Here is a 22,693-nt window from a genome sequence, read left to right as displayed (position 1 = left end):
GTCTCCATTCACCCCCCGCCGTTAGGGGTTTTGGGATCGGCGCGACCGCCACCCGCGGTCGGTCCCGTCGCGCACGACTCCCCGTGCGGTCCCGGCGGACGGGACCGTTACGACCACCATAGTTTATACCGAGCCCTGAAGACCGTGGCCCATGGACGAGAAGCGGTTCGTCGTCGCCCTCTTCGGCCTCGCGGTCGCGATCGTCGCCGGCTACGTGGCTTATCGGTTCGTCGCCCCGCTCACCGTCGCCGTCTTCCTCTACTACTCGACGCGGCGCTTCTACCACCGGCTCGAACGCTTCCGGCTCCCGTCTCGGGTGCGCGCGGTCGTGTCGCTGTCGCTCATCGGCGTCCCGCTCATCGGCCTGGTGAGCTACACGCTGGTGTTGCTAATCCTGGAGGCGCGGCGGTTCATCGAACAGTACCCCGTGGCGGACACCATCGGCGCGGAGAACTCGGTGATCGGGGACCTCGCGGAGCTGTCGAACCCGACGGCCGACGAACTGCTCACCGCGTACCGCTCCGGGCAGTTCGACCCGCTCATCGACCTCGTCTCCGAGCAGGCGTCGCTCCTAGCGAGCACGGTCTCCGGGCTCGCCCTGAACCTGCTCATCACCGTGGTCGTCACCTACTACCTGCTCATCGACGGCGACAAGTTCCACGACTGGCTGCTCAGCTTCGACGACGACGCGATCGTCCGCGAGTACCTCGAGACCGCCGACGCAGAACTGGAGGCGGTGCTGTACGGGAACCTCCTCAACGTGATCGCCATCGGGGTCATCGCGGTCGTCACCTACCTCGGGTACAACGCGGTCGCCCCCGCCGCGGTCGAGATCCCGTACCCGACGCTCGCGGGCGCGCTCACCGGCGTCGCCAGTCTGATCCCCGTGATCGGCATGAAGATCGTCTACATCCCGCTCGCGGCGGCGATGTCCGTCCCCGTCGCGCTCGACGGCGAGGTCTCGCTGCTCGTCTACGTCGCCGGGTTCCTCGCCGTCGCGGTCGTGGTCGTCGACACCGTCCCGGACATCGTCCTCCGACCGTACTTCAGCGGCGAGACGACGCACGTCGGGCTGCTCATGCTCGCGTACATCTTCGGCCCGGTCGTGTTCGGCTTCCACGGCCTGTTCCTCGCGCCGATCATCCTCGTGTTGGCGCTGACGTTCGCGGACACCGCGCTGTTGCGCCTGCTCGGCGTGGAGCCGGACCCGGGGTCCGAGGTCCCCGCCGGCCAGCGTCGGCTTGACGAATTCTGAGTCGTCGCGGGGCCCCGAATTCTGAGTCGTCGCGGGGCCCGGTGTGTCGAGCGCGCGGTCGTCGGACCACTCGGCCGTCTAACCCGTCGGCCGCGGCGAGCCGAAGTCATTTATCCCCGGTCGACGACCGGGGTACGTATGCGACTACACGTCATCGGCCTCGGCGGGGCCGGGGGGCGGATCGCCGACCGACTCGCCGCCGACCGCGGCGGCGATCCGTTCCTCGCGGGCGTTCACGCCTTCGACACGGACATCGACGCGCTCGGGGCGCTGGACGCCCTCGGCGAGGAGCGTCGGTACCGGTTCGGCGACGCCGCGGGCGGGGACGGGCTCGGCGGCGACCTCCACGCGGGCCGCCGGCTCGGCGACGCCCACGCGAGCGAACTCGGCAGGGCGCTGGACGACCAGCGGCCCTCCCTCGCGGAGGCGTTCCTGCTCGTCGTCGGCCTCGGCGGCGCGGCTGGCGCGGGCGCGGCCCCTGCGCTCGCCGAGGAGCTCTCCCGGCTCTACGACGCCCCCGTCTACGCCTTCGGATTCCTCCCGACGCCGGGCGAGACGGAGGAACCGGACGACGGCGGTCCCGCGAGCGCGTCGGACGGCCCCGCGGGCGCGCCCACCGACGGGGCCGTTGCTGCGGGACCGGGCGGCGACCCGGCGCCGCCGACGCTCCATCGGCCGCTGGCCGAGCGGAACGCCGCGCGGACGCTCGACGCGCTCTCGGACCGCTGCGCGGCGGTCTTCCCCTTCGACAACGCGGCGTGGATCCGATCTAGAGAGACGCTCGGGGACGCCCGCGGGCGACTGAACGAGGTCGCCGCCGAACGGATCGCGGCGCTGTTCGGCGCCGGCGAGACGCCGGACGGAACGGAGACGCCACAGCAGGTGCTCGACGCGAGCGACATCGCGCGCGCCGTGGGGAGCGACGGCGAGATCGCGGCGATCGGCCACGCGACGCAGGCGGTGGACCCGCCCGACTCGGGGTCCCGATTCGGGCTCGGGCTGTTCGGCTCCGATGAGCCCGCCGAGGTGGACACGAGCGCCGCGGTGTCGGCGATCGAGACGGTCATCCGGAAGGCGACCCGCGGGAAGAACACGATCGAGGTCGCCGGCGGGCGCGCCGACCGGACCCTCCTCGTAGTCGGCGGCCCGCCCGCGTGGCTCAACCGAGAGGCGATCGCCGACGGGCGGCGCTGGCTCGCCGACGAGACCGGCTCGGACGCGATACTGAGCGGCGACGCGCCGGTCGCCGACGGCGACGCCGTCTCGGCGGTCGTGATCCGCTCGGGGCTCGACGAGCCGGAGCGGATTCGAGCGATACGCGAGACGATCGAGTGACTGCGCCGCCGCTGATCGGCGGGGAAGCGTAGATAGACGACCGCGGACCGGACGCCGACCCGAACCGGTTAACCGAGTGGCGCGCCCAGTGAACCCGTGACGACGCAGGCAGACCTCGGAATCGACCTCGACGTGCGCGACGCCGCGGCCGTCGCGGAGCGCCGCGACGAGATAGTCGCCGCCGTGCGCGACCACGCGGGGCGGATCGCCTACCAGCTCGCGCGGCTCCAGGGCGGCGACTACGGGCGCGAAACGCTCTCGACGCCCGGCGGCGAGTGGACGGTGAAACACGAGGCTGGCGAGCTGGAGTTCCTCCTGTTCTCGCCGAAGTCGGGCTCGGACACGTACGTGATCTCGACGAAGCAGCCGCCGGAGCCGGCGGCGCTTTCGACCGCGCTCGACGACTACGCGGCGTTCGTTGCCGCGTGGAACGAGCACGTCGACTCGCTCTCGGGCGTCCTCGACGGCGTGAGCGCGGAGTTCCCAGAGCCGGCGACCACCGAGGGCGTGGTGGCCGAGCGCGACCGCGTCCTCGACGAGATCCGCGACACCTGCGCGGTGATCGCCGGGGAGATACACCGGTACGAGGGAGACGATTACGGGACGTTCACCGCGCGCGTCAAGGGCGACCGCTGGGAGCTGAAACACGACGAGGGGGCCGTCTCGTATCTCCGGATCGGGGGGTCCGGCGGGCTCTACCTCCTCTCGCAGTACGGCGCCCCCTCCGCGGCCGACGTCCGGGAGTACGCCGACCGGTTCCGCGGCTTCGTCGAGACGTACAACGAGTTCGTCGACGAACTCGAGAGCGACCTCGAACGGATCTCCGTCTGACTCGCCCTCCCAGCCCCTCGCTCGGCCTGTCGGTTCGTCCCGTCCGCCCCTCGTTCGGCTCGTCGGTTCGTCCCGTCCGCCCCTCGTTCGGCTCGTCGGTCCGTCCCGTCCGCCCCTCGTTCGGCTCGTCGGTCCGTCCCCTTCGGCCCCCGCTCAGCCTGTCGGTTCGTCCCGTCCGTCCTTCCGACGCACCGAGGCAGCTCTCTCGGCTTTGATCCGTATCTGTGTGTATTCGACGGGTCGATTGGCAATACTTATTCATCTCTGTTGGGTACCGACCCGCACATGTCGATCACTCTTCCGGGGCCGACGCTCGGCGTTGTCGGCGGCGGCCAGCTCGGCCGAATGCTGGCCGAGGCCGCCGCGCCGCTCGGCGTCGACCTCGTCGTGTTGGACCCGACGCCCGACTGTCCGGCGGCGCCCGTCGCGGCCGACCAGATCGTCGCGGACTTCGACGACGCGGACGCGATCGGCGAACTGGCGGCCCGCGTCGACGCCCTGACCTTCGAGATCGAGCTCACGGACCCGGCGGTCCTCGCGGCCGCGAGCGAGGACCACGACGTGCCGGTCCACCCCGACCCGGCCACGCTGGAGACGATTCAGGATAAGCTGGTCCAGAAGGAGGCGCTCGCCGACGCGGGGATCCCGGTCCCCGAGTTCGTCGCGGTCGCCACCGCCGAGGGGCTCGAACGCGTCGTCGAGGAGTTCGGCGGCGTCATGCTGAAGGCCCGCGAGGGCGGCTACGACGGCCGCGGGAACGTCCCGGTCGAGACGCCCGACGAGGCGGCCGCCGCGCTCGACCAGATTGGCGGCGCGGCGATGGCCGAGGAGTTTCTCGACTTCGAGCGTGAGATCGCCGTGATGGGCCTGAAAGGCGCCGACGGCGAGACGCGGACGTACCCGGTCACGGAGACGGTCCACCGCGAGGAGATCCTCCGCGAGAGCGTCAGTCCCGCCCGCGCCGACGACGCGGTCGTCGCCGAGGCGGAGTCGGTCGCCCGCGACGTACTGGCGGTCCTCGACGGCCGGGGCGTCTACGGGATCGAACTGTTCGAGACCCGCGAGGGGGAGGTGTTGGTCAACGAGATCGCGCCGCGCCCGCACAACTCCGGGCACTGGACGATCGAGGGCGCGCGCACCTCGCAGTTCGAGAACCACGTCCGCGCCGTGCTGGGGTGGCCGCTCGGCCCGACCGACCTCGTCGCGCCCGCGGTCACGGCGAACGTCCTCGGTGACGCAGAGGCGACCGGACCGGCGACGCTCCGGAACGTCGAGTCCGTCCTCTCCGCGCCCGACGCCGACCTCCACTGGTACGGCAAAGACGACGTGTACCCGCTCCGGAAGATGGGGCATCTGACCGTGACAGGCGGAAGCGACGACGGGGCCGACCGCGACGCGCTGCTCTCACACGCGCGAGAACTCCGGGACGGACTGACGTTCCGCGACGCGTAGCTCGCCCCGATGTCTGACAACGCTCCCGGCGGCGTCGCGCCAGGTGCCCCTCGCGAGTCGCAGTCGATCCGGCTCCCGGAAGAGCGGATCGAGGCCCTTCGGGAGTGGGCGGAGGCGGGAACCGGCTTGACCGCCGCCGCCCGCGTCCGCGACCCCGACGGTCGGATTGCGCTCGTGAAGACCTCGTGGTCGGACGGGTGGGTCCTTCCGGGCGGCGCGGTCGAACCCGACGAGTCGCCCCCGACCGCGGCGGCGCGGGAGGTCCGCGAGGAGACGGGACTCGACGCGGCGATCGACGACCCGGTCGTCGTCTTCGAGCAGTCGTACGTCGGCGCCGAGGGCGGTGCGGTCGCGTTCGAGGCCGAGTACGTCGTCTACGCGGCCCGCGCCGCGGGGCGTATTCCCGACGCCGCCGGTCTCGGTGTCTCTCCCGACGAGATCCGCGCCGCGCGGTGGTTCGAGGCTGTCCCGGCCGCCCTCCACGACGGCGCCCTGCTCCGCCCGTACCTCTGAACGCCGTCCGGGAGACGGAGCACACCGGCGTCGCCGCATCCGGGAGTTCCTTGTAGCCCTCCGCCGAACGTCCGATCATGACCATGGTAGACGACCTGATCGAGCGGCTCGAATCGGAGGCTGCGGCGGACGCCGACCCGTCGACCACCCCCGACGTGGGGATCATCATGGGCTCCGACTCGGACCTCCCCGTCATGGAGGGCGCCTACGAGGCGCTCGACGACCTCGGCTTCGCGGAGCAGACCGACTTCGGCGACGCGCCGGACGCGCGGTTCACCTACGAGAGCTACGTCGTCTCCGCGCACCGGACGCCGGAGCTGATGTACGCGTACGGGGAGACGGCGACGGCCCGCGGGCTGGACGTGATCGTCGCGGGCGCGGGCGGGAAGTCCGCGGACCTGCCGAACATGACCGCCTCGATCGCGTATCCGGTCCCCGTGATCGGCGTGCCGGTTCAAGAGAAGTCGGTCGACTCCGTGATCGGCATGCCGACCGGGGCCCCGATCGTCGCCGTCGACGCCGGGAAGTCGTACAACGCGGCGCTGTCGGCGGCGCAGGTGCTCGCGCGCGAACACGACGAGGTCGAAGAGCGACTGCTCGACCTCCACGACGGGCAGAAAGCGGGCGTCGCGGACGTTTCCGCTGACCTCCACGACCTCGGTATCGACGGGTTCCGCGACCGGTGAGGGGGCGTCCGTCCGCTCCGTGGCCGCCCACTCGCGTCTCCCTCGACCGCGACCGTGCCGTGCCTCACGCCTCCCCAGCCTCGCTGTTCGCGCTCTCCGAGCGCTCACCGCTCCCTCGCGCGTGCTGCCTCGCGGGCCTCCGTCCCGCTCGTAGGCACGCGCCACCGCGACCGCGCGTCGGTTTATAAAACCGGATGCCTCGTCTCCCACCGAATCGCCGTCCCCCTCCCCACTCGCACGCGGGTTCACGATCGAGGGGCGATCGAGGACTCTCGGTCGCTTCGGCGTCGCTTCGACCGCGAACGGCCGGTACCGGCCCGCACACGCGGGGACGCACAAGACTCAACGCTTATGAGGGGGCGGTCCAAACCCCAGCACGTTACGGAGACCTATATGAGCGATTGGATAGCGATTGGCGCCTTGGCGGTCGTCGGCCTGCTCATCCCGATAGCGATGATGACAGTGTCGGCGCTGCTCCGTCCGAGCGTGCCTGAGACCGGTAAAAGTACCACCTACGAGTCCGGCGAGACCCCGACGGGCGGAACCCGCATCCGGTTCAACATCCAGTACTACATGGTCGCGCTGTTGTTCGTCGTGTTCGACATCGAGACCGTGTTGCTGTTCCCGTGGGCTGTCATCTACCGCCCGGCCGTCCAGGCCGGCGTGCCGATGGCCGACCTACTGTGGCCGATGTTGGCCTTCGTCGGAATCCTCGCGGTCGGACTCGTCTGGGCGTGGCGGTCGGGGGCGATCAGCTGGGCCCGCAGCCCCCGCGCGACCAGCAGAAAAACGACGGAGGACATCAACTAATGAGCAGCGATCAACCGTTTATCACCGACGAATCGCAGGTCGTAACCGAGACGAGAGACGCCCGGATGACCGGGCAGGGGGACCGGTTCAACTCCCGGCTCCGCGAGGCGTTCGGCTCCTCGCCGTTCATCCTCACCAAGTTCGACAAGTTCCTGAACTGGTGTCGGGGCTCCTCGATGTTCATGCTGCAGTTCGGTATCGCCTGCTGTAGCATCGAGATGATGCACACCTACGCGGTGAAACACGACCTCGACCGCTTCGGGTCGGGCGTCCCCCGCGCCTCGCCGCGGCAGGCCGACGTGATGATCGTCCCCGGGACGATCGTCTCGAAGTTCGCTCCGCGGATGAAGCGCGTCTACGACCAGATGCCCGAGCCGAAGTTCGTCGTCGGCATGGGCTCGTGTACCATCTCCGGCGGCCCGTTCCAGGAGGGGTACAACGTGATCAAGGGCGCCGAGGAGGTCATCCCGATCGACATCCACGTCCCCGGCTGCCCGCCCCGCCCCGAGGCGCTCGTGTACGGCGTCGTGAAACTACAGGAGCGCGTCGCCAACGGCGAGGCCGCGCCCGTCACCGTCAAGCCGTACGAGCTGGAGGAGTTCTCGGACCTCGAACGCGACGAGCTCGTCGACAAGCTGGCCGACCAGATCGACGACGACGAACTCGTCATGCGGTACAACTTCGCTGATTCGCCATGAGCCTCGAACGACCAGACAGAGTCGACGACGACGCCGTCGAGCGCACCCCCGACGAGCTGGAGGCGCTGCTCGGCGACCTCGTCGTCGACCGCGACGACCATCTGAACGCGCCCGGGTTCGTCATCCGCCCGGACACCGTTCAGGAAACGCTTCGGACCCTGAAAGAGCAGGCGGGGTACGACCACCTCTCCGTGGTCTCCGCACAGGAGTACGAGAACCGCTACGAGTCCATCTACCACCTGAAGAAGTACGACGATCCGACCCAAGAGGTCAGCATCGTCGTGCCCGCCGACAAGGACGACCCCGTCTCCGAGTCGGCCGAGCCCGTCTTCCGCACGGCCGACTGGCACGAGCGGGAGGCGTACGACCTGATCGGGATCGAGTACGACGACCACCCCGACCTCCGTCGGATCCTGCTCCCCGAGACGTGGCAGGGCCACCCCCTGTCGATGGACTACGACAAGGACCGGCCGCAGATCGCCACGCTGCCGGAGCACGCGAACCCGCTGGAGGACCACCACAAGGACGCCGAGTCCGACACGATGTTCCTCAACATCGGGCCGCACCACCCCGCGACCCACGGCGTCCTCCACCTGAAGACGGTGCTCGACGGCGAGCAGGTCGCCGACGTTGAGCCAGACATCGGCTACCTCCACCGCAGCGAGGAGCAGATGGCGCAGTCCGGGACGTACCGCCACCAGATCATGCCGTACCCCGACCGCTGGGACTACATCTCGGCGGGCCTGCTCAACGAGTGGGCGTACGCCCGCGCGGCCGAGGACCTCGCGGACATCGAGGTGCCCGAGTACGCGCAGGTCATTCGGACGATGGGCGCGGAGATGTGCCGGATCGCCGCGCACATGCTCGCGCTCGCGACGTTCGCGCTCGACATCAACGGCGACTTCACGGCGACGTTCATGTACGCCATCAACGACCGCGAGCGCGTCCAGAACCTCCTGGAGGACCTGACGGGCCAGCGGCTGATGTTCAACTACTTCCGGCTCGGCGGGGTCGTCTGGGACCTGCCGGAACCGCGCGAGGAGTTCTTCTCGAAGACCCGGGACTTCCTCGACCAGCTCCCGGAGTCCGTCGAGGAGTACCACAACCTGATCACCTCGAACGAGGTGTTCCAGATGCGGACCATCGACACGGGCATCCTGCCGCCGGAGGTCGCGAAGAACTACGGCGCGACCGGCCCCGTCGCCCGCGGCTCGGGGGTCGACTACGACCTCCGCCGCGACGACCCGTACGGCTACTACGACGAGCTCGATTGGGACGTCGTCACCGAGGACGGCGGCGACAACTTCAGCCGCCTGCTCGTCCGGATGCGCGAGGTCGAGGAGTCCGCGAAGATCATCGAGCAGTGCGTCGACCTGCTCGAGGACTGGCCCGAAGACGAGCGCAACATCCAGGCGAACGTGCCGCGCACGCTGCGCCCGGACGACGACACGGAGATCTACCGCGCCGTCGAGGGCGCGAAGGGCGAACTCGGCATCTACATCCGCGCGGACGGCACGGACAAGCCGGCGCGGTTCAAGATCCGGTCGCCGTGCTTCTCGAACCTCCAGACGCTGCCGGAGATGGCGAACGGGGAGTACATCCCCGACGTGATCGCGGCCCTCGGTAGCCTCGACGTCGTTCTCGGGGAGGTGGACCGCTGATGGGTACGGCCCCCGCACAGCTGTTCCCCGAGTTCATCGTCGACACGCTCGGGCTCGACAGCGTCATCGGCGAGGTCGCGGCCTCGCTGGTCGCCGCCTTCGTCGTCGGGAACATCATTCTCGCGTTCACGGGCGTCGCGGGCCCGTGGGCGAAACGGAAGATCACGGCGGCGTTCACCGACCGGATCGCGGTCGACCGGATCGGCCCGTTCGGCCTGCTCATCATCCCGGCGGCCGCGATCCAGCTCCTCGCGAAGGAGCTGATCATCCCCGAGGGCGTCGACCGCCCTTCGTGGGACATCGCGCCGATCATCCTGCCGTCGTCGGCGCTGCTCGGCTTCTCCGTGATCCCGATGGGCCAGCTCGGTCCGATCAACCTCCACCTCGCGGACCCCGAGGTCGGGTTCGCGCTGGTGTTCGCGTTCGCGTCGATCGCCTCGGTCTCGCTGGTGATGGCCGGCTACGCGTCGAACAACAAGTACTCGCTCCTCGGCGGTCTCCGCGCCGTCGCGCAGAACCTCGCGTACGAGATCCCGCTCATCGTCACGGCGATGTCGGTCGTGATCTTCTCCGGCACGCTCCAGATGAGCGGCGTCGTCGGCGCGCAGACGGAGACGCTCGTGACGATCGCCGGCGTCTCGATCCCGTCGTGGTACGCCCTCGTGAACCCGTTCGCGTTCGTGCTGTTCCTCACGGCGAACATGGCGGAGATCGGGCGGAATCCGTTCGACATCCCCGAGGCGCCGACCGAGATCGTCGGCGGGTACCAGACGGAGTACTCCTCGGCGTACTTCGTCCTCTTCTACCTCGGCGAGTTCGTCCACATCTTCCTCGGCGGGGCGATCCTCGCCGTGACGTTCCTCGGCGGGGCCTCCGGGCCCGGTCCGGAGAGTATCAGCTTCATCTGGTTCGTGGTGAAGATCTGGGGCTTCTTCCTGTTCACGCAGTGGGCCCGCGCGGCGCTGCCCCGCGTCCGTATCGACCAGCTGATCGAAATCGGCTGGAAGGGAATGCTGGTGCTGTCGTTCGCGAACCTGGTGCTCACGGCCGTAATCGTGGGGGTGATCGCGTAACATGATTGGACTCATGAAATCCATGGCGACGACGATGAAGCACGCGCTGGACGGGAATACGTTCACGGTGGAATACCCGGAGGACGCGCCCGAAGTGAGCCCGCGGTTCCGCGGGGTCCACAAGTTCAGCCAGGAACGGTGTATCTGGTGTCGGCAGTGCGAGAACGTCTGTCCGAACGACACGATCCAGATCGTTCAGGACGACCAGCGCAACGGTGAGCAGTACAACCTCCACATCGGGCAGTGCATCTACTGCCGGCTCTGCGAGGAGGTCTGTCCCGTCGACGCGATCCTGTTGACGCAGAACTTCGAGTTCACCGCCGACACGAAAGACGACTTCGTGTTCAACAAAGAACAGCTCAAGAACGTCCCGTGGTACAAGGGGATCGACCCGCTGGAGTCCCGCAATCCCGATCGCGGCGCGTGGATCGGGGAGGGTGACGGCGAGGTCGACTACCAGTAGCGGGCACGTCTCGAAATCTTCAAAGGGGTTCTCATAGGAGACAAACACAATGGTTTATCCTACCATCGCGTTCGGGCTGTTCGCCGCGGTTACGCTGGCGTTCGCCCTCGGGGTCGTCCTGGCGCGCGACGTGTTCCACGCCGCGCTGCTGCTGGGCGGAGCCCTCACGAGCGTCGCGGTGCACTACGTGATGCTGCGGGCGGAGTTTATCGCCGCCATGCAGATCCTCGTCTACGTGGGCGGGGTTCTCATCTTGGTCACGTTCGCCGTGATGCTCACGCGATCTGATTCTGAAACGGAGGTGAGTAGCGCGTGAGCAACGACGAGAGCCGCGGGTCGCGGATCGCCCCCGCGGTCGCCGTGGGCGCCCTGTTCGCCGTGCTGGCCGCGACGATCAACGCGGCGACGTTCGGCTTCGAGGAGGTGGGCTTCCCGGCTGACGCTTCGATCGTCCACAACCTCGGGTACGCCCTGTTCAACCTCGGCGCGTACGACATCGCGACCATCCCCGCGGAGGGGTTCCTCGCGGCCTTCCTGATCGCCGCGGTCGCGCTCGACGTCGCGGTCGACGGCGCCGTCTACCTCGCGAAACGCGAGGAGGACGGGTCGGTTATCTCGGCGGTCGGACAGGCGTTCACGGACGGCGGACGCGACGGAGGTGACCGGCAGTGACCGCCGTCGCGTCCTCCATTCCGCCGTCGTGGTACCTGCTGCTGGCGGCGGCCGTCTTCTGCGTCGGTCTGTTCGGCGTGCTGACGCGCCGGAACGCGCTGTACTTCCTCATGAGCGTCGAGCTCATGATGAACGCGGCCAACATCAACTTCGTCGCGTTCGCGCTCTACTACGGCGACCTCACGGGGCAGGTGTTCGCGCTGTTCGTCATCGCGCTCGCCGCCGCCGAGGTCGCCATCGGCATCGGCATCATACTCGTGTTATACCGCAACTTCGGCACGACAGACGTGACTGTTCCCGCGGAGATGAGGTGGTAAGATGGTGAACGCATTCGCATACGTCCCGGCGATCGTGCTCCTCCCGTTCTTCTCGTTCCTGGTCGCGCTCGGCGCGGGCAGGTACCTCCCGAAGGGCGGCGCGTTCGGCGGTATCGCCGCGACCGCGGGCTCGTTCCTGCTGTCGATCTGGGTCGCGGCGACCGTCGCGGGCGGACGGGCGTACAACGAGACGCTGTACTACTGGGCGAGCGAGGGCGGTGCCGGCATCGGCCCGACGGACATCGAGCTCTCCTTCGGCGTCCTGATCGACCCGCTGTCGGCGCTCATGCTCGTCATCGTGACGCTCGTGGCGCTTCTCGTCCACGTGTTCTCGCTCGGCTACATGAACGACGAGGGCGAGACCGGCCTGCCGCGCTACTACGCCGGCCTCGGTCTGTTCACGGCCTCGATGCTCGGGTTCGTCGTCGCCGACAACCTCCTGATGGCGTTCATGTTCTTCGAGCTGGTCGGGCTCTGCTCGTACCTGCTCATCGGCTTCAACTTCCGGGAGCCGGGCCCGCCGTCGGCGGCGAAGAAGGCGTTCCTCGTCACCCGCTTCGGCGACTACTTCTTCCTCGTCGGCGTCGTCGCGGTGTTCGCCACCTTCGGCACGGCGCAGTTCGCCGGTCCGGAGTCGTTCCCGGCGCTCGCCGACGCGGCGCTCAACGGCTCCGGCTCGGTCGCGTGGACGCCCGGCGGCGTCGAACTCGGGACGTGGCTGACCGTCGTCGGCCTGCTCGTCTTGGGCGGCGTGGTCGGGAAGTCCGCGCAGTTCCCGCTTCACACGTGGCTCCCCGACGCGATGGAGGGCCCGACGCCCGTCTCGGCGCTGATCCACGCCGCGACGATGGTCGCGGCCGGCGTCTACCTCGTCGCGCGGATGTACGGGTTCTACGTGCTGACGCCGACGACGATGGCGGTCATCGCCTTCATCGGCGGCTTCACGGCGCTGTTCGCTGCGACGATGGGGCTCGTGAAAAACGAGCTGAAGCAGGTACTCGCGTACTCCACCATCTCCCAGTACGGGTACATGATGCTCGCGCTCGGCGCGGGCGGGTACGTGGCCGCGGTCTTCCATCTGACCACCCACGCGTTCTTCAAGGCGCTGCTGTTCCTCGGCGCCGGGTCGGTCATCATCGCGATGCACCACAACGAGGACATGTGGGACATGGGCGGGCTGAAGTCGAAGCTGCCCGTCACCTACTACACCTTCCTCGCCGGGTCGCTGGCGCTCGCGGGCATCTTCCCGTTCGCTGGCTTCTGGTCGAAAGACGAAATCCTCTACGAGGCGCTCGTCCACGGCCTCAACGACCCGCTGCTGCTCGGCGGCTACCTGATGGGGCTGCTCGCGGTGCCGGTCACCGCGTTCTACACCTTCCGGATGGTGTTCCTGACCTTCCACGGCGAGCCCCGCAGCGACACCGCGCGCGACCCCGTCCCGGTCCGCTGGAACGTGAAGGGGCCGCTGACGGTCCTCGGCTCGCTCGCGGTCGTCACCGGGTTCATCAACATGGTGCCGGTCCAGAAGGTCCTCGGCATCGAAGGGATCGACCTGCTTCACCTGTGGCTCGACAACCACTGGGGCGGCATCGAGGGCCTCTCCTCGCACCACTACGCCGACTTGGGTCCCTACAGCAGCGGCTACCTCGTCGGCGGTGAGACCGGGACCGTCCTCGTCGGCGCGGCCGTCTCGCTCGGCTTAGCGCTGCTCGGACTCGGACTCGCCTGGCGGCTCTACAACGTGCCGTCGCCCGCGGAACACACCGCCAAGCTCGGCGGCATCAAAGACGTGCTGTACAACAACTACTACCTCGACGAACTGCAGGTCTGGCTCGCGTATCGCACGGAAGACGTCGCGGGCGGCGCGAACGTCTTCGATCAGGGAATCATCGACGGCGTCGTGAACGGCGTCTCCTCGGTGAGCCTCACCGGCGGCGGTCGGATCCGTCAGCTCCAGTCGGGGATCGTCTCGCAGTACGCCGCCCTGCTCACCTTCGGACTCGTCGCGCTGTTGCTCGTGCTCGGCGCGACCGGGGGGTGGTTCCTGTGATACTCGAAGCGCTCATGGCGGCCGCCTTCGTCGGCGCGCTGACCGTGTTCCTCGCGCCCGACGAGTGGGCCGGCCGCTTGTCGTTCGCGATCAGCCTGATCCCGTTCGTCGGCAGCCTCTACCTGTGGTCCGGCTTCGAGGCCGGCGGCAACGCCCTGCTGGGCGGAGAGATAGCGTACGCGACGCAGATCGAGTGGCTCGAAGTCGGCGGCCGCAGCGTCTCGTGGTTCGTCGGCCTCGACGGGATCAGCCTCCCGCTGTTCGTGCTCACGACGTTCCTCGTCCCGCTGGCGATCGTCAGCGCGTGGACGCCCGTGGACTCGCGGCAGAGCCAGTTCTACGGGCTCATGCTGTTCATGGAGGCGAACCTGCTGGGCGTGTTCGCCGCGCTCGACTTCTTCCTGTGGTTCGTCTTCTGGGAGGCCGTGCTGGTCCCGATGTACTTCCTCATCGGGATCTGGGGCGGTCCGCGCCGCAAGTACGCCGCGATCAAGTTCTTCGTGTACACGAACGCGGCGTCGCTACTGATGTTCATCGGCTTCATGAGCCTCGTGTTCGCGCTCGGCGACTCGGTGTCGTCGTTCGCCTTACCCGAGATCGCGCAGGCGATCGCCGCGGGTGACTTGGGCACGTGGTTCGGCATCGCGCCGGACCGCCTCGCCCTGTTCGCGTTCCTCGCGATGTTCCTCGGGTTCGCGGTGAAGGTCCCGATCGTGCCGTTCCACACGTGGCTGCCGGACGCGCACGTTCAGGCGCCGACCCCCGCGTCGGTGCTGCTGGCGGGCGTCCTCCTGAAGATGGGGACGTACGCGCTGCTCCGGTTCAACTTCACGATGCTGCCCGACCAGGCGTCGATGCTCGCGGTTCCGATCGCGGCGATCGCCGTCATCAGCGTCATCTACGGCGCGATGCTGGCGCTCGCACAGAAGGACCTCAAGCGCATCGTCGCGTACTCGTCGGTCTCGTCGATGGGGTACGTCATCCTCGGGCTCATCGTGTTCACCGAGTACGGGGTCGGCGGCGCGACGTTCCAGATGGTCGCGCACGGCCTCATCTCGGGACTGATGTTCATGGCGGTCGGCGTCATCTACAACACGACCCACACGCGGATGATCGGCGACATGGGCGGCATGGCCGACCGGATGCCGGTCACCGTCGGGATCCTCGTCGCCGGCGCGTTCGGCTACATGGGGCTCCCGCTGATGGCCGGCTTCGCGGGCGAGTTCTTCATCTTCGTCGGCTCGCTGTCCGCCCCGTCGCTCCCGTACGCGCCGGTGTTCACGGCGCTCGCGATGTTCGGTATCGTCATCGTCGCCGGCTACCTGCTGTCGGCGATGCAGAGTACGCTGTTCGGTCCGTTCGAACTGGAGACCGACTACGACGTGGGGCCCGCGCCGTTCCACGACGTCGCCCCGCTCGCGGTGCTGCTGGTAGCGATCATCGTGCTCGGCGTTGCGCCCGACATCTTCTTCGAGATGATCCGCGACGCTGCCCTACCCGTGGTAGAGGGGGTGACGATCAATGGTTAACGGCCTGCCCGGCGTGACGGCGCTGCTGCCGGCGCTCCTGCTTGCCGTCACCGGTCTCGCGCTGCTCTTGGTCGACACGGTCCGGCCGGACGCGCGGTCGAACACGTCGATGGCGGTCGTCGGCGCGATCGGGTCCCTCGCCGCGCTCGCGGCGAGCGTCTGGCTCACCGCCAGCGGCGGTGTGAGCCCGGACGGCGGCGCGGTGTTGCTGTTCGCGGACGCGGTGAAGGTGGACACGCTGTCGCTGTTCTTCACCGCCATCTTCGCGTCGGTGACCGCGCTGGTGCTCGTCGCGGCCCACGACTACTTCCACGACCACGACAACCCAGCGGCGTTCTACTCGCTCGTGACGTTCGCCGCGACCGGCATGGCGCTTCTGGCGGTCGCGAACTCGCTCGCGGTCGTGTTCGTCGCCTTAGAGATGGTGTCGCTGCCCTCGTACGTGCTCGTCGCGTACCTCAAGCAGAACCGCGGGAGCGTCGAGGCGGGGCTGAAGTACTTCCTCGTCGGCGCGCTCTCGTCGGCTATCTTCCTGTTCGGCATCTCGCTCGTGTACGCCGCGACGGGCTCGCTGATCCTCGCCGACATCGCGTCGGCCTCGATCGACGGGCTGGCCGGCGTGCTCGGCGTCGGCGTCGTGATGATGATCGGCGGCGTCGCCTTCAAGACGGCCTCCGTCCCGTTCCACTTCTGGGCGCCGGAGGCGTACGAGGGCGCGCCCGCGCCGGTGAGCGCGTTCCTCTCGTCGGCCTCGAAGGCCGCCGGGTTCGTCGTCGCGTTCCGCGTGTTCACCGAGGCGTTCCCGCTGGAGATGGCGGCGTCGGCGAACGTCGACTGGATGCTCGCGTTCGCGATCCTCGCGGCCGTCACGATGACGCTCGGTAACTTCGCGGCCGCGGTCCAGGAGGAGGTCAAGCGGATGTTGGCCTACTCCTCGATCGGGCACGCCGGATACGCGCTCATCGGCGTCGCCGCGCTCACGGTCGACGGGCCCGCCAACGGCACCGTCATGGGCGCCGCGATGGCGCACCTGCTCGTCTACGGGTTCATGAACACCGGCGCGTTCCTCTTCGTCGCGATGGCGGAGCGGTGGGGCGTCGGCCGCACCTTCGCGGACTACGCGGGGCTCTGGCGGCGCGCGCCGGTCGCCTCCGTCGCGATGGCCGTGTTCATGTTCTCGCTGGCGGGGCTCCCGCCGTTCGCCGGGTTCTTCTCGAAGTACTTCCTGTTTCAGGCGGCCATCGACAACGGCTTCCTGTGGCTCGCCGGGCTCGGCGCGATAAACAGCGTCGTGTCGCTGTACTACTACAGCCGGGTCGTGAAGGCGCTGTTCCTGGACGACCCCGCGTCGCCGAGCGCGCTCGACGCGATCGACGTGCGGCCGACGGCGCTGTACGCCGCGGTCATCTTCGCGGCGGTCGCGACGGTGCTGCTCCTGCCCGGCTTCGGGCCCGTCATCGAGACGGCCGAAGCGGCGGCCTCCGCGCTGTTCTGACCGGCGGCTCCGCAGCGCTGAGCGGTCCGTTCCGCCGGTCGATTTCTGTTTCCGCTGTTCTCCGCGTCACCACTCACCGCGCCCCGGAGGGCGGTTTCGGTCGCCGAACCCCGCACCGCCGACCACAGATACTCATTCGTTCGCCCCGTTACTGTGTTCGTGTCCCGGAGCCACACCTATCGGTGTCTGAACTGCCTCGACGCCACCGTCACGCGCACCTTCGACACGTCGCACTTGTCCCGGACCTGTCCGGACTGCGGCTCGTTCGAGCGGTTCGCGAACGAGGCGGTGATCGAGCGGTTCGAGTCGCTGGAGGCGTCGCCGCCGGCGGAGTTCGACTGGGACCGACTGGAGCGGCGGGAGAAGCTGCTCGTCGCCGAGCGCCTCGCTCGCACGGACAAGACGCTCGCGGACTTCGACGTGACGGTCGACGAGGAGGCGGCGGAGGGACGAACGACACCCGAGCCGGGCGACGCGTAGCTACCGCGCGTACAACTTTTCGCCGAGGAGGTCGGCGAGTCCGACGCCGTCGCCGGGCGTGATCGCCACGTAGGGGCGGTCGATAGGACCGAACACGTCGACGACGCGGCCGACCGTCGAGAGCGACTCGTCGACGATGCTCGCGCCGATCCGGGGCGGATCGTTGCCGGCGTCGCCGCGGGCGATCGCGAGTCCGCCGGCCGTGCGGACGACGGTGCCGACGCGCCGCACGGTTACTCCCGGAGCACGCCGAGGTACGCGGCGATCGCCTGAACGAGGTCGTTTTTCGCGGTGTCTTCGGTGCCTTTGACGACGACGGAGCCCCGTGGCTCGAACTCCCGGGAATACGTCGCGTCGCGCTCGACGACCGCGTCGTAGCCCACCTGCTGGACGGCTTTCGCTATCTCGTCGACGGTCGGCGCTTCGACCGCCAGATCCGTCGGGACGCGGCGCCCCTCGGACCGCGACAGCTCGGCGTCGAAGTATGCGGGGTAGACGACGTTCTCGACCATACCGGATACCTTCGCGCGCGGCGTAAGGTCGTTTCGGACCGCCGCCGGGCGCGTTCAGGGGACCCGGAACTCGAAGCGCGCCCCGCCGTCCTCGGCGGCGAGCGCGTGCGCGCTCCAGCCGTGGGCCTCGGCGATGCGCTCGCTGATGGCGAGTCCCAGTCCCGTCCCCGACTCGTCGGTCGTGAACCCGCTCTCGAACACATTGTCGGCGTCGTCCGGGAGCCCGCTCCCGTCGTCTTCGACGTAGAAGCCGTCGGCCGCGGTCCCGTCGTCGCGACGCGTCAGCGCTCCGACGCGGACCGAGAGCGGCTCGTCGGGGGAGTCGCGGCCGTGGTCCGCGCTGTTCCGGTAGACGTTCTCAAGCAGCTCGCAGAGCCGCGTCCGGTTCGCGTCCAGCGTCGCGTCCGTCTCGACGTCGAGGGTCGCGTTCGCCATGTCGACGCACTCCCACGCCTCGCGCGCGACGTCCACCACCGAGACGGACTCGGTCTCTCCCACCGAGCGTCCCTCCCGGGCCAGCGACAGGAGGTCCGCGACGAGTTCGTCCATCCGCCCGAGCGCGTCCGCGGCCTTCTCTAGGGGCGCCGTGTCGTCCGTCTCGCGGGCGAGGTCGACGTACCCCTCCGCGACCGACAGCGGATTCCGGAGGTCGTGCGAGACGATGGACGCGAACTCGTCGAGTCGCTCGTTCTGCCGCCGGAGAGTCTCCTCGCGCTCCCGTCGGTCGGTGACGTCGGTGTAGATGGCGTATCCGGCCGCGTTGGCGGCGTCGAGGTGGATCGGAATGACGTGGAGGATGAAGTGACGCGGCCCCTCCGCGGTGGTCCGGGTCACCTCCCGGCGGACGTTCTCGCCGCACTGTAAGCGCTCGTTGAGGTCGTCGGCCTCCGACTCGGCGTCGGGGGGGACTATGTACTCGTCGATGGACTCGCCGAGCACGGTCTCGGCCTCGTAGCCGAACGTCGCCTCGAACGCGTCGTTCACCTGTCGGGCGATCGGCTCGCCGTCGACGTAGTCGTAGGCGACGGCGGGGTCCGGTACGTTCGTGAACAGCGCGAGCAGCCTGTCGCGTTCGGTCCGGAGCGCCTCCGTGACCCCGATCCGGTCGAGCGTCTCTTCGAGGTGGGAGGCGAGCAGCTCCGCCAGCCGGCGGTCGGCGTCGTCGAACGCGTCGCCGTCATCGACTCCGTCGGCAGCGAGCTGGAAGACGACATCGTCGCCCACGGGAACGGTGAGCAGCGTACCGAACTGGCCCTCTGGGTTCGGGTTCGGGGCGATCGACGCGTCGCCCGTCTGGACGGTCCTGCCGGCCACGCCGGCGCCGACGCGGACCCGGTTACAGTCCTCGACGGGCGTCCCGCTGGAGGCGACCACGGGCTCGACCCACTCGCCGTCCCGAACGGCGACGACGGCGTGATACTCCGGAAACACCTGCTCGGTGACGGCGATGGCCGCCCGGTACGCCTCGTCGACCGACCTGACGGCGGCGAGCTCCGCCATCCCGGCGTTGAGCTGTTCGATTCGCGACGGGGTCCGGGTCGGCTTCGCCCGGACGGTCGACCGTTGATCCCGGGCGAGCAGCCACGAGACCGTCTCCGAGAGCGCCTCGGGCGTTCCGGCGACCGCGTCGACGAGCGGGTCCGTCGCGGTCCGGCCCGTCGGATCGTCGACGTACGCGATCACGTACTCGACGGCCTCGGCCGAGCGGACCCGGTCGAGCCCCGCCTCGTCGGTGACGGCCGCCACGTCGACGTCCGCGAGGCGCTCCTCGTCGACGTCGGCGGGAGCTGTCGCGTGGGTCTCGACCGCGACCGGTCCGTCGTCGCCGCGGTTCTCTGGGTCGGCCCCCGACTCGACCTCGTCGGTGAGTCGGGGGTCGTCTGCGAGCACGAGAACGGACGCGCGCTCACCCAACGCAGGAGTCACAATTGTACGAATTAGTACACGCCGAGATCATAAAACTTCGTACCGATCTCCGCAGTCGGGCGGTTCCGGCCGTCCCGCGCTCCGCCCTCTTCGCCGGCGACGAGCGACCCCGGAACCCTTTTGGAGCAACACGGGCCACGTTCGTGTAATGAGCGATCTCGAAGCGGAGTACCGTCTCGACTACTTCGAGGAGGGGGGGTTCGAGCGCAAGGAGTGTCCCTCCTGTGGCGCGCACTTCTGGACCCGCGACGGCGACCGCGACCTGTGCGGCGAGCCGCCCTGCGAGGACTACAGCTTCATCGACGACCCGGGCTTCCCGGAGGCGCACTCGCTGTCGGAGATGCGCGAGGCGTTCCTCTCCTTCTTCGAAGACAACGGCCACGAGCGGATCGACCCGTACCCGGTCGCCGCGAACCGCTGGCGCGATGACGTGCTCCTGACGCAGGCGTCGATCTACGACTTCCAGCCGCTCGTCACCTCGGGACAGACGCCCCCGCCGGCGAACCCGCTGACCATCTCGCAGCCCTGTATCCGGATGCAGGACATCGACAACGTCGGCAAGACGGGCCGGCACACGATGGCGTTCGAGATGATGGCCCACCACGCGTTCAACACGCGCGAGGAGGTCGACGAGGACGAGTACGCCTACCACGGCGAGGTGTACTGGAAAGACGAGACGGTCCGGTACTGCGACGAGCTGTTCGAGAGCCTCGGCGCCGACCTCGAAGAGATCACTTACATCGAGGACCCGTGGGTCGGCGGCGGTAACGCCGGCCCCGCCATCGAGGTCATCTACAAGGGCGCCGAGCTGGCGACGCTCGTCTTCATGTGTATGGAGCGGGACCCCGACGGCGACTACGAGATGAAAGACGGGAACTCGTACTCGTTCATGGACACGTACATCGTCGACACCGGGTACGGGTTAGAGCGGTGGACGTGGATGAGCCAGGGGACCGCGACCGTGTACGAGGCCGTCTACCCCGACGCGATCGACTTCCTGAAAGACAACGCCGGTGTCGAGCACACCGAGGCCGAACGCGAGATCGTCCACCGCGCCGCCAAGCTCTCCGGCCGGCTCGACATCGACGACGTCGACGACGTGGAGGCCGCCCGCGGCGAGATCGCAGACCGGCTCAACGTGGACGTCGACCGACTGCGCGAGCTGGTGGAACCGCTCGAAGCGATCTACGCGATCGCCGACCACTCGCGGACGCTCGCGTACATGTTCGGCGACGAGATCGTCCCGTCGAACGTCGGCACGGGCTACCTTGCCCGGATGGTGCTCCGCCGGATGAAGCGCCTCGTCGACGAGGTCGGCGTCGACGCGCCGCTCGACGAGCTGGTCGACATGCAGGCCGAGCGGCTCGGCTACGAGAACCGCGACACGATCCGCGAGATCGTCCGCAGCGAGGAGCGGAAGTACGAGCGGACGCTGGAGCGCGGCGCCCGCAAGGTCGAACAGCTCGCCGACGAGTACGCCGGCACCGGTGAGCCGATCCCGACGGGGGAGCTACTGGAGCTGTACGACTCCCACGGGATCCAGCCCGACATGGTCGCCGACATCGCCGACGAGCGCGGCGCGACCGTCGACGTGCCCGACGACTTCTACGCGCTCGTCGCCGACCGACACGAGGAGGGCGACGCCGCGGGAGAGAGCGACGAGCGCGACGAGCGGCTCGCCGACCTCCCCGAGACGGAGAAGCTGTTCTACGACGACCAGGGACGCACGGAGTTCGAGGCGGTCGTCCTCGACGTGCTGGAGGCCGAGGGCGGGTACGACGTGGTGCTGGACCAGACGATGTTCTACCCCGAGGGCGGCGGTCAGCCGGCCGACCGCGGCCACCTCACGGTCGGAGAGACCACCGTCGACGTCGACGACGTTCAGGAGGTCGACGGGGTCGTGCTCCACCGCACGGACGCGGACCCCGGCAAAGGCGAGTTCGTCACGGGGCAGGTGGACGGCGACCGCCGCGACCGACTGCGCGCGCACCACACCGCGACGCACCTGATCGGTCACGCCGCCCGCGAGGTGCTCGGCGACCACGTCCGGCAGGCTGGCGCCCAGAAGGGAACCGACTCGGCGCGGCTCGACGTGCGCCACTTCGAGCGCATCGACCGCGAGGACGTGAAGGCGATCGAGCGCGTCGCGAACGAGTTGGTCCGCGACGACGTCCCCGTCCGCCAGGAGTGGCCCGACCGCAACGAGGCGGAGGCCGAGCACGGCTTCGACCTGTACCAGGGCGGCGTCCCGCCGGGAACGAACGTCCGGCTGATCCACGTCGGCGACGCCGACGTCCAGGCCTGCGCCGGCACGCACGTCGCCCGCACCGGCGAGATCGGCGCCGTGAAAGTGCTGAAGACGGAGCCGGTACAGGACGGCGTCGAGCGCATCGTCTTCGCGGCCGGGGCCGCGGCGGTGGAGGCGACCCAGCGCACCGAGGACGCGCTGTACGACGCGGCCGAGGTCCTGGACGTGGACCCGCTCGACGTGCCGGACACCGCCGAGCGCTTCTTCGAGGAGTGGAAGGCCCGCGGCAAGGAGATCGAGTCGCTCAAAGAGGAGCTCGCGGCCGCGCGGGCCGCCGGCGGCGCCGACGCCGAGGCGGTCGAGGTCGCCGGGACGACAGCGGTGATCCAGCGGCTCGACGGCGACGCCGACGAACTGCGCGCGACCGCGAACGCCCACGTCGACGACGGGAAAGTCGCGGTGATCGGCAGCGGCGCGGACGGCTCCGCGAGCTTCGTCGTCGGCGTCCCCGATTGCGTCGACGTGAACGCGGGGCAGGTCGTCTCGGAGCTCGCCGGGCGCGTCGGCGGCGGCGGCGGCGGGCCGCCGGACTTCGCGCAGGGCGGCGGCCCGGACGCGGACGCCTTAGACGACGCCCTCGACGCGGCGCCGGACGTGCTCCGCAGCCTTCAGGAGGCCTGAACGCGC

At 69.1% G+C, this 22,693-nt stretch carries 22 protein-coding genes; 19 read left to right on the top strand and 3 right to left on the bottom strand.

The window, feature by feature from the left end:
- Positions 1 to 151: 151 nt before the first annotated feature.
- From EXE52_RS02355 to EXE52_RS02270, 18 genes are all read left to right on the top strand, one after another.
- Complete coding sequence (locus EXE52_RS02355; RefSeq protein WP_049931240.1) at positions 152 to 1,255, top strand: AI-2E family transporter; 1,104 nt, start codon at positions 152 to 154, stop codon at positions 1,253 to 1,255.
- A 138-nt stretch (positions 1,256 to 1,393) separates the two neighbouring features.
- Positions 1,394 to 2,590: a cell division protein FtsZ gene (locus EXE52_RS02350; protein WP_086220041.1), complete on the top strand. Its 1,197-nt coding sequence runs from the start codon at positions 1,394 to 1,396 to the stop codon at positions 2,588 to 2,590.
- 96 nt (positions 2,591 to 2,686) lie between these two features.
- Entirely contained in the window at positions 2,687 to 3,421 is a 735-nt protein-coding gene (locus tag EXE52_RS02345; protein ID WP_049931235.1) for a hypothetical protein, read from the top strand.
- Positions 3,422 to 3,706: 285 nt separating this feature from the next.
- Positions 3,707 to 4,873 carry a 5-(carboxyamino)imidazole ribonucleotide synthase gene (locus EXE52_RS02340; RefSeq protein WP_049931233.1) on the top strand — a complete coding sequence of 389 codons (1,167 nt, stop codon included), beginning with the start codon at positions 3,707 to 3,709 and terminating at the stop codon, positions 4,871 to 4,873.
- A 9-nt stretch (positions 4,874 to 4,882) separates the two neighbouring features.
- Positions 4,883 to 5,386, top strand: a complete 504-nt coding sequence (locus tag EXE52_RS02335; RefSeq protein ID WP_089307901.1) for an NUDIX hydrolase — start codon at positions 4,883 to 4,885, stop codon at positions 5,384 to 5,386.
- Positions 5,387 to 5,463: 77 nt separating this feature from the next.
- Positions 5,464 to 6,072 carry a 5-(carboxyamino)imidazole ribonucleotide mutase gene (purE, locus tag EXE52_RS02330; RefSeq protein ID WP_049931229.1) on the top strand — a complete coding sequence of 203 codons (609 nt, stop codon included), beginning with the start codon at positions 5,464 to 5,466 and terminating at the stop codon, positions 6,070 to 6,072.
- A gap of 393 nt (positions 6,073 to 6,465) precedes the next feature.
- Positions 6,466 to 6,882, top strand: a complete 417-nt coding sequence (locus tag EXE52_RS02325; RefSeq protein WP_004596397.1) for an NADH-quinone oxidoreductase subunit A — start codon at positions 6,466 to 6,468, stop codon at positions 6,880 to 6,882.
- A complete protein-coding gene (locus EXE52_RS02320; protein WP_006113007.1) occupies positions 6,882 to 7,580 on the top strand; it encodes an NADH-quinone oxidoreductase subunit B in 699 nt (232 codons plus the stop codon). Before EXE52_RS02325 ends, EXE52_RS02320 begins: the two co-directional genes overlap by 1 nt.
- The gene (locus EXE52_RS02315) at positions 7,577 to 9,241 is read left to right on the top strand and encodes an NADH-quinone oxidoreductase subunit D (protein ID WP_049931227.1); all 1,665 of its coding nucleotides are present in this window, start codon (positions 7,577 to 7,579) and stop codon (positions 9,239 to 9,241) included. The genes EXE52_RS02320 and EXE52_RS02315 overlap by 4 nt, the downstream gene beginning before the upstream one ends.
- A complete protein-coding gene (locus EXE52_RS02310) occupies positions 9,241 to 10,314 on the top strand; it encodes an NADH-quinone oxidoreductase subunit H (RefSeq protein ID WP_049931226.1) in 1,074 nt (357 codons plus the stop codon). The genes EXE52_RS02315 and EXE52_RS02310 overlap by 1 nt, the downstream gene beginning before the upstream one ends.
- Before the next feature lies 1 nt (position 10,315).
- Complete coding sequence (locus EXE52_RS02305) at positions 10,316 to 10,777, top strand: NADH-quinone oxidoreductase subunit I (RefSeq protein WP_049931224.1); 462 nt, start codon at positions 10,316 to 10,318, stop codon at positions 10,775 to 10,777.
- A gap of 49 nt (positions 10,778 to 10,826) precedes the next feature.
- Positions 10,827 to 11,093 carry an NADH-quinone oxidoreductase subunit J gene (locus EXE52_RS02300; protein WP_049931222.1) on the top strand — a complete coding sequence of 89 codons (267 nt, stop codon included), beginning with the start codon at positions 10,827 to 10,829 and terminating at the stop codon, positions 11,091 to 11,093.
- Complete coding sequence (locus EXE52_RS02295) at positions 11,090 to 11,449, top strand: hypothetical protein (protein WP_049931220.1); 360 nt, start codon at positions 11,090 to 11,092, stop codon at positions 11,447 to 11,449. The genes EXE52_RS02300 and EXE52_RS02295 overlap by 4 nt, the downstream gene beginning before the upstream one ends.
- A complete protein-coding gene (nuoK, locus tag EXE52_RS02290) occupies positions 11,446 to 11,766 on the top strand; it encodes an NADH-quinone oxidoreductase subunit NuoK (protein WP_049931218.1) in 321 nt (106 codons plus the stop codon). The genes EXE52_RS02295 and nuoK overlap by 4 nt, the downstream gene beginning before the upstream one ends.
- Before the next feature lies 1 nt (position 11,767).
- Positions 11,768 to 13,816 (top strand): NADH-quinone oxidoreductase subunit L, encoded by a 2,049-nt coding sequence (nuoL, locus tag EXE52_RS02285; protein WP_049931216.1) that lies wholly within the window; start codon positions 11,768 to 11,770, stop codon positions 13,814 to 13,816.
- Between the two features lie 14 nt (positions 13,817 to 13,830).
- On the top strand, positions 13,831 to 15,345 hold the full coding sequence (locus EXE52_RS02280; protein WP_049931345.1) for a NuoM family protein: 1,515 nt from the start codon (positions 13,831 to 13,833) through the stop codon (positions 15,343 to 15,345).
- Positions 15,338 to 16,840 (top strand): NADH-quinone oxidoreductase subunit N, encoded by a 1,503-nt coding sequence (locus EXE52_RS02275; protein ID WP_049931213.1) that lies wholly within the window; start codon positions 15,338 to 15,340, stop codon positions 16,838 to 16,840. Before EXE52_RS02280 ends, EXE52_RS02275 begins: the two co-directional genes overlap by 8 nt.
- Positions 16,841 to 16,999: 159 nt before the next feature.
- Positions 17,000 to 17,320, top strand: coding sequence for a hypothetical protein (locus EXE52_RS02270; protein ID WP_089307900.1), 321 nt, complete (start codon positions 17,000 to 17,002; stop codon positions 17,318 to 17,320).
- On the opposite strand, the gene EXE52_RS02265 is transcribed toward EXE52_RS02270, so the two are convergent.
- From EXE52_RS02265 to EXE52_RS02255, 3 genes are read right to left on the bottom strand one after another with little or no spacing between them, the layout of a single operon-like run.
- On the bottom strand, positions 17,321 to 17,551 hold the full coding sequence (locus EXE52_RS02265) for an H/ACA ribonucleoprotein complex subunit GAR1 (protein WP_089307899.1): 231 nt from the start codon (positions 17,549 to 17,551) through the stop codon (positions 17,321 to 17,323).
- A gap of 2 nt (positions 17,552 to 17,553) precedes the next feature.
- Positions 17,554 to 17,832 (bottom strand): signal recognition particle subunit SRP19, encoded by a 279-nt coding sequence (srp19, locus tag EXE52_RS02260; protein ID WP_004596410.1) that lies wholly within the window; start codon positions 17,830 to 17,832, stop codon positions 17,554 to 17,556.
- Positions 17,833 to 17,886: 54 nt separating this feature from the next.
- A complete protein-coding gene (locus tag EXE52_RS02255) occupies positions 17,887 to 19,758 on the bottom strand; it encodes a PAS domain-containing sensor histidine kinase (protein WP_089307898.1) in 1,872 nt (623 codons plus the stop codon).
- A gap of 148 nt (positions 19,759 to 19,906) precedes the next feature.
- Between EXE52_RS02255 and alaS the strand changes: the two genes are divergently transcribed.
- Positions 19,907 to 22,687 carry an alanine--tRNA ligase gene (alaS, locus tag EXE52_RS02250; protein ID WP_089307897.1) on the top strand — a complete coding sequence of 927 codons (2,781 nt, stop codon included), beginning with the start codon at positions 19,907 to 19,909 and terminating at the stop codon, positions 22,685 to 22,687.
- The last annotated feature ends 6 nt before the right edge of the window (positions 22,688 to 22,693 follow it).

The sequence above is a fragment of the Halorubrum sp. CGM4_25_10-8A genome, from assembly GCF_005435025.1.
Classification (GTDB): Archaea; Halobacteriota; Halobacteria; order Halobacteriales; family Haloferacaceae; genus Halorubrum; species Halorubrum ezzemoulense.
This window is presented reverse-complemented; position numbering and strand designations above follow the sequence as displayed.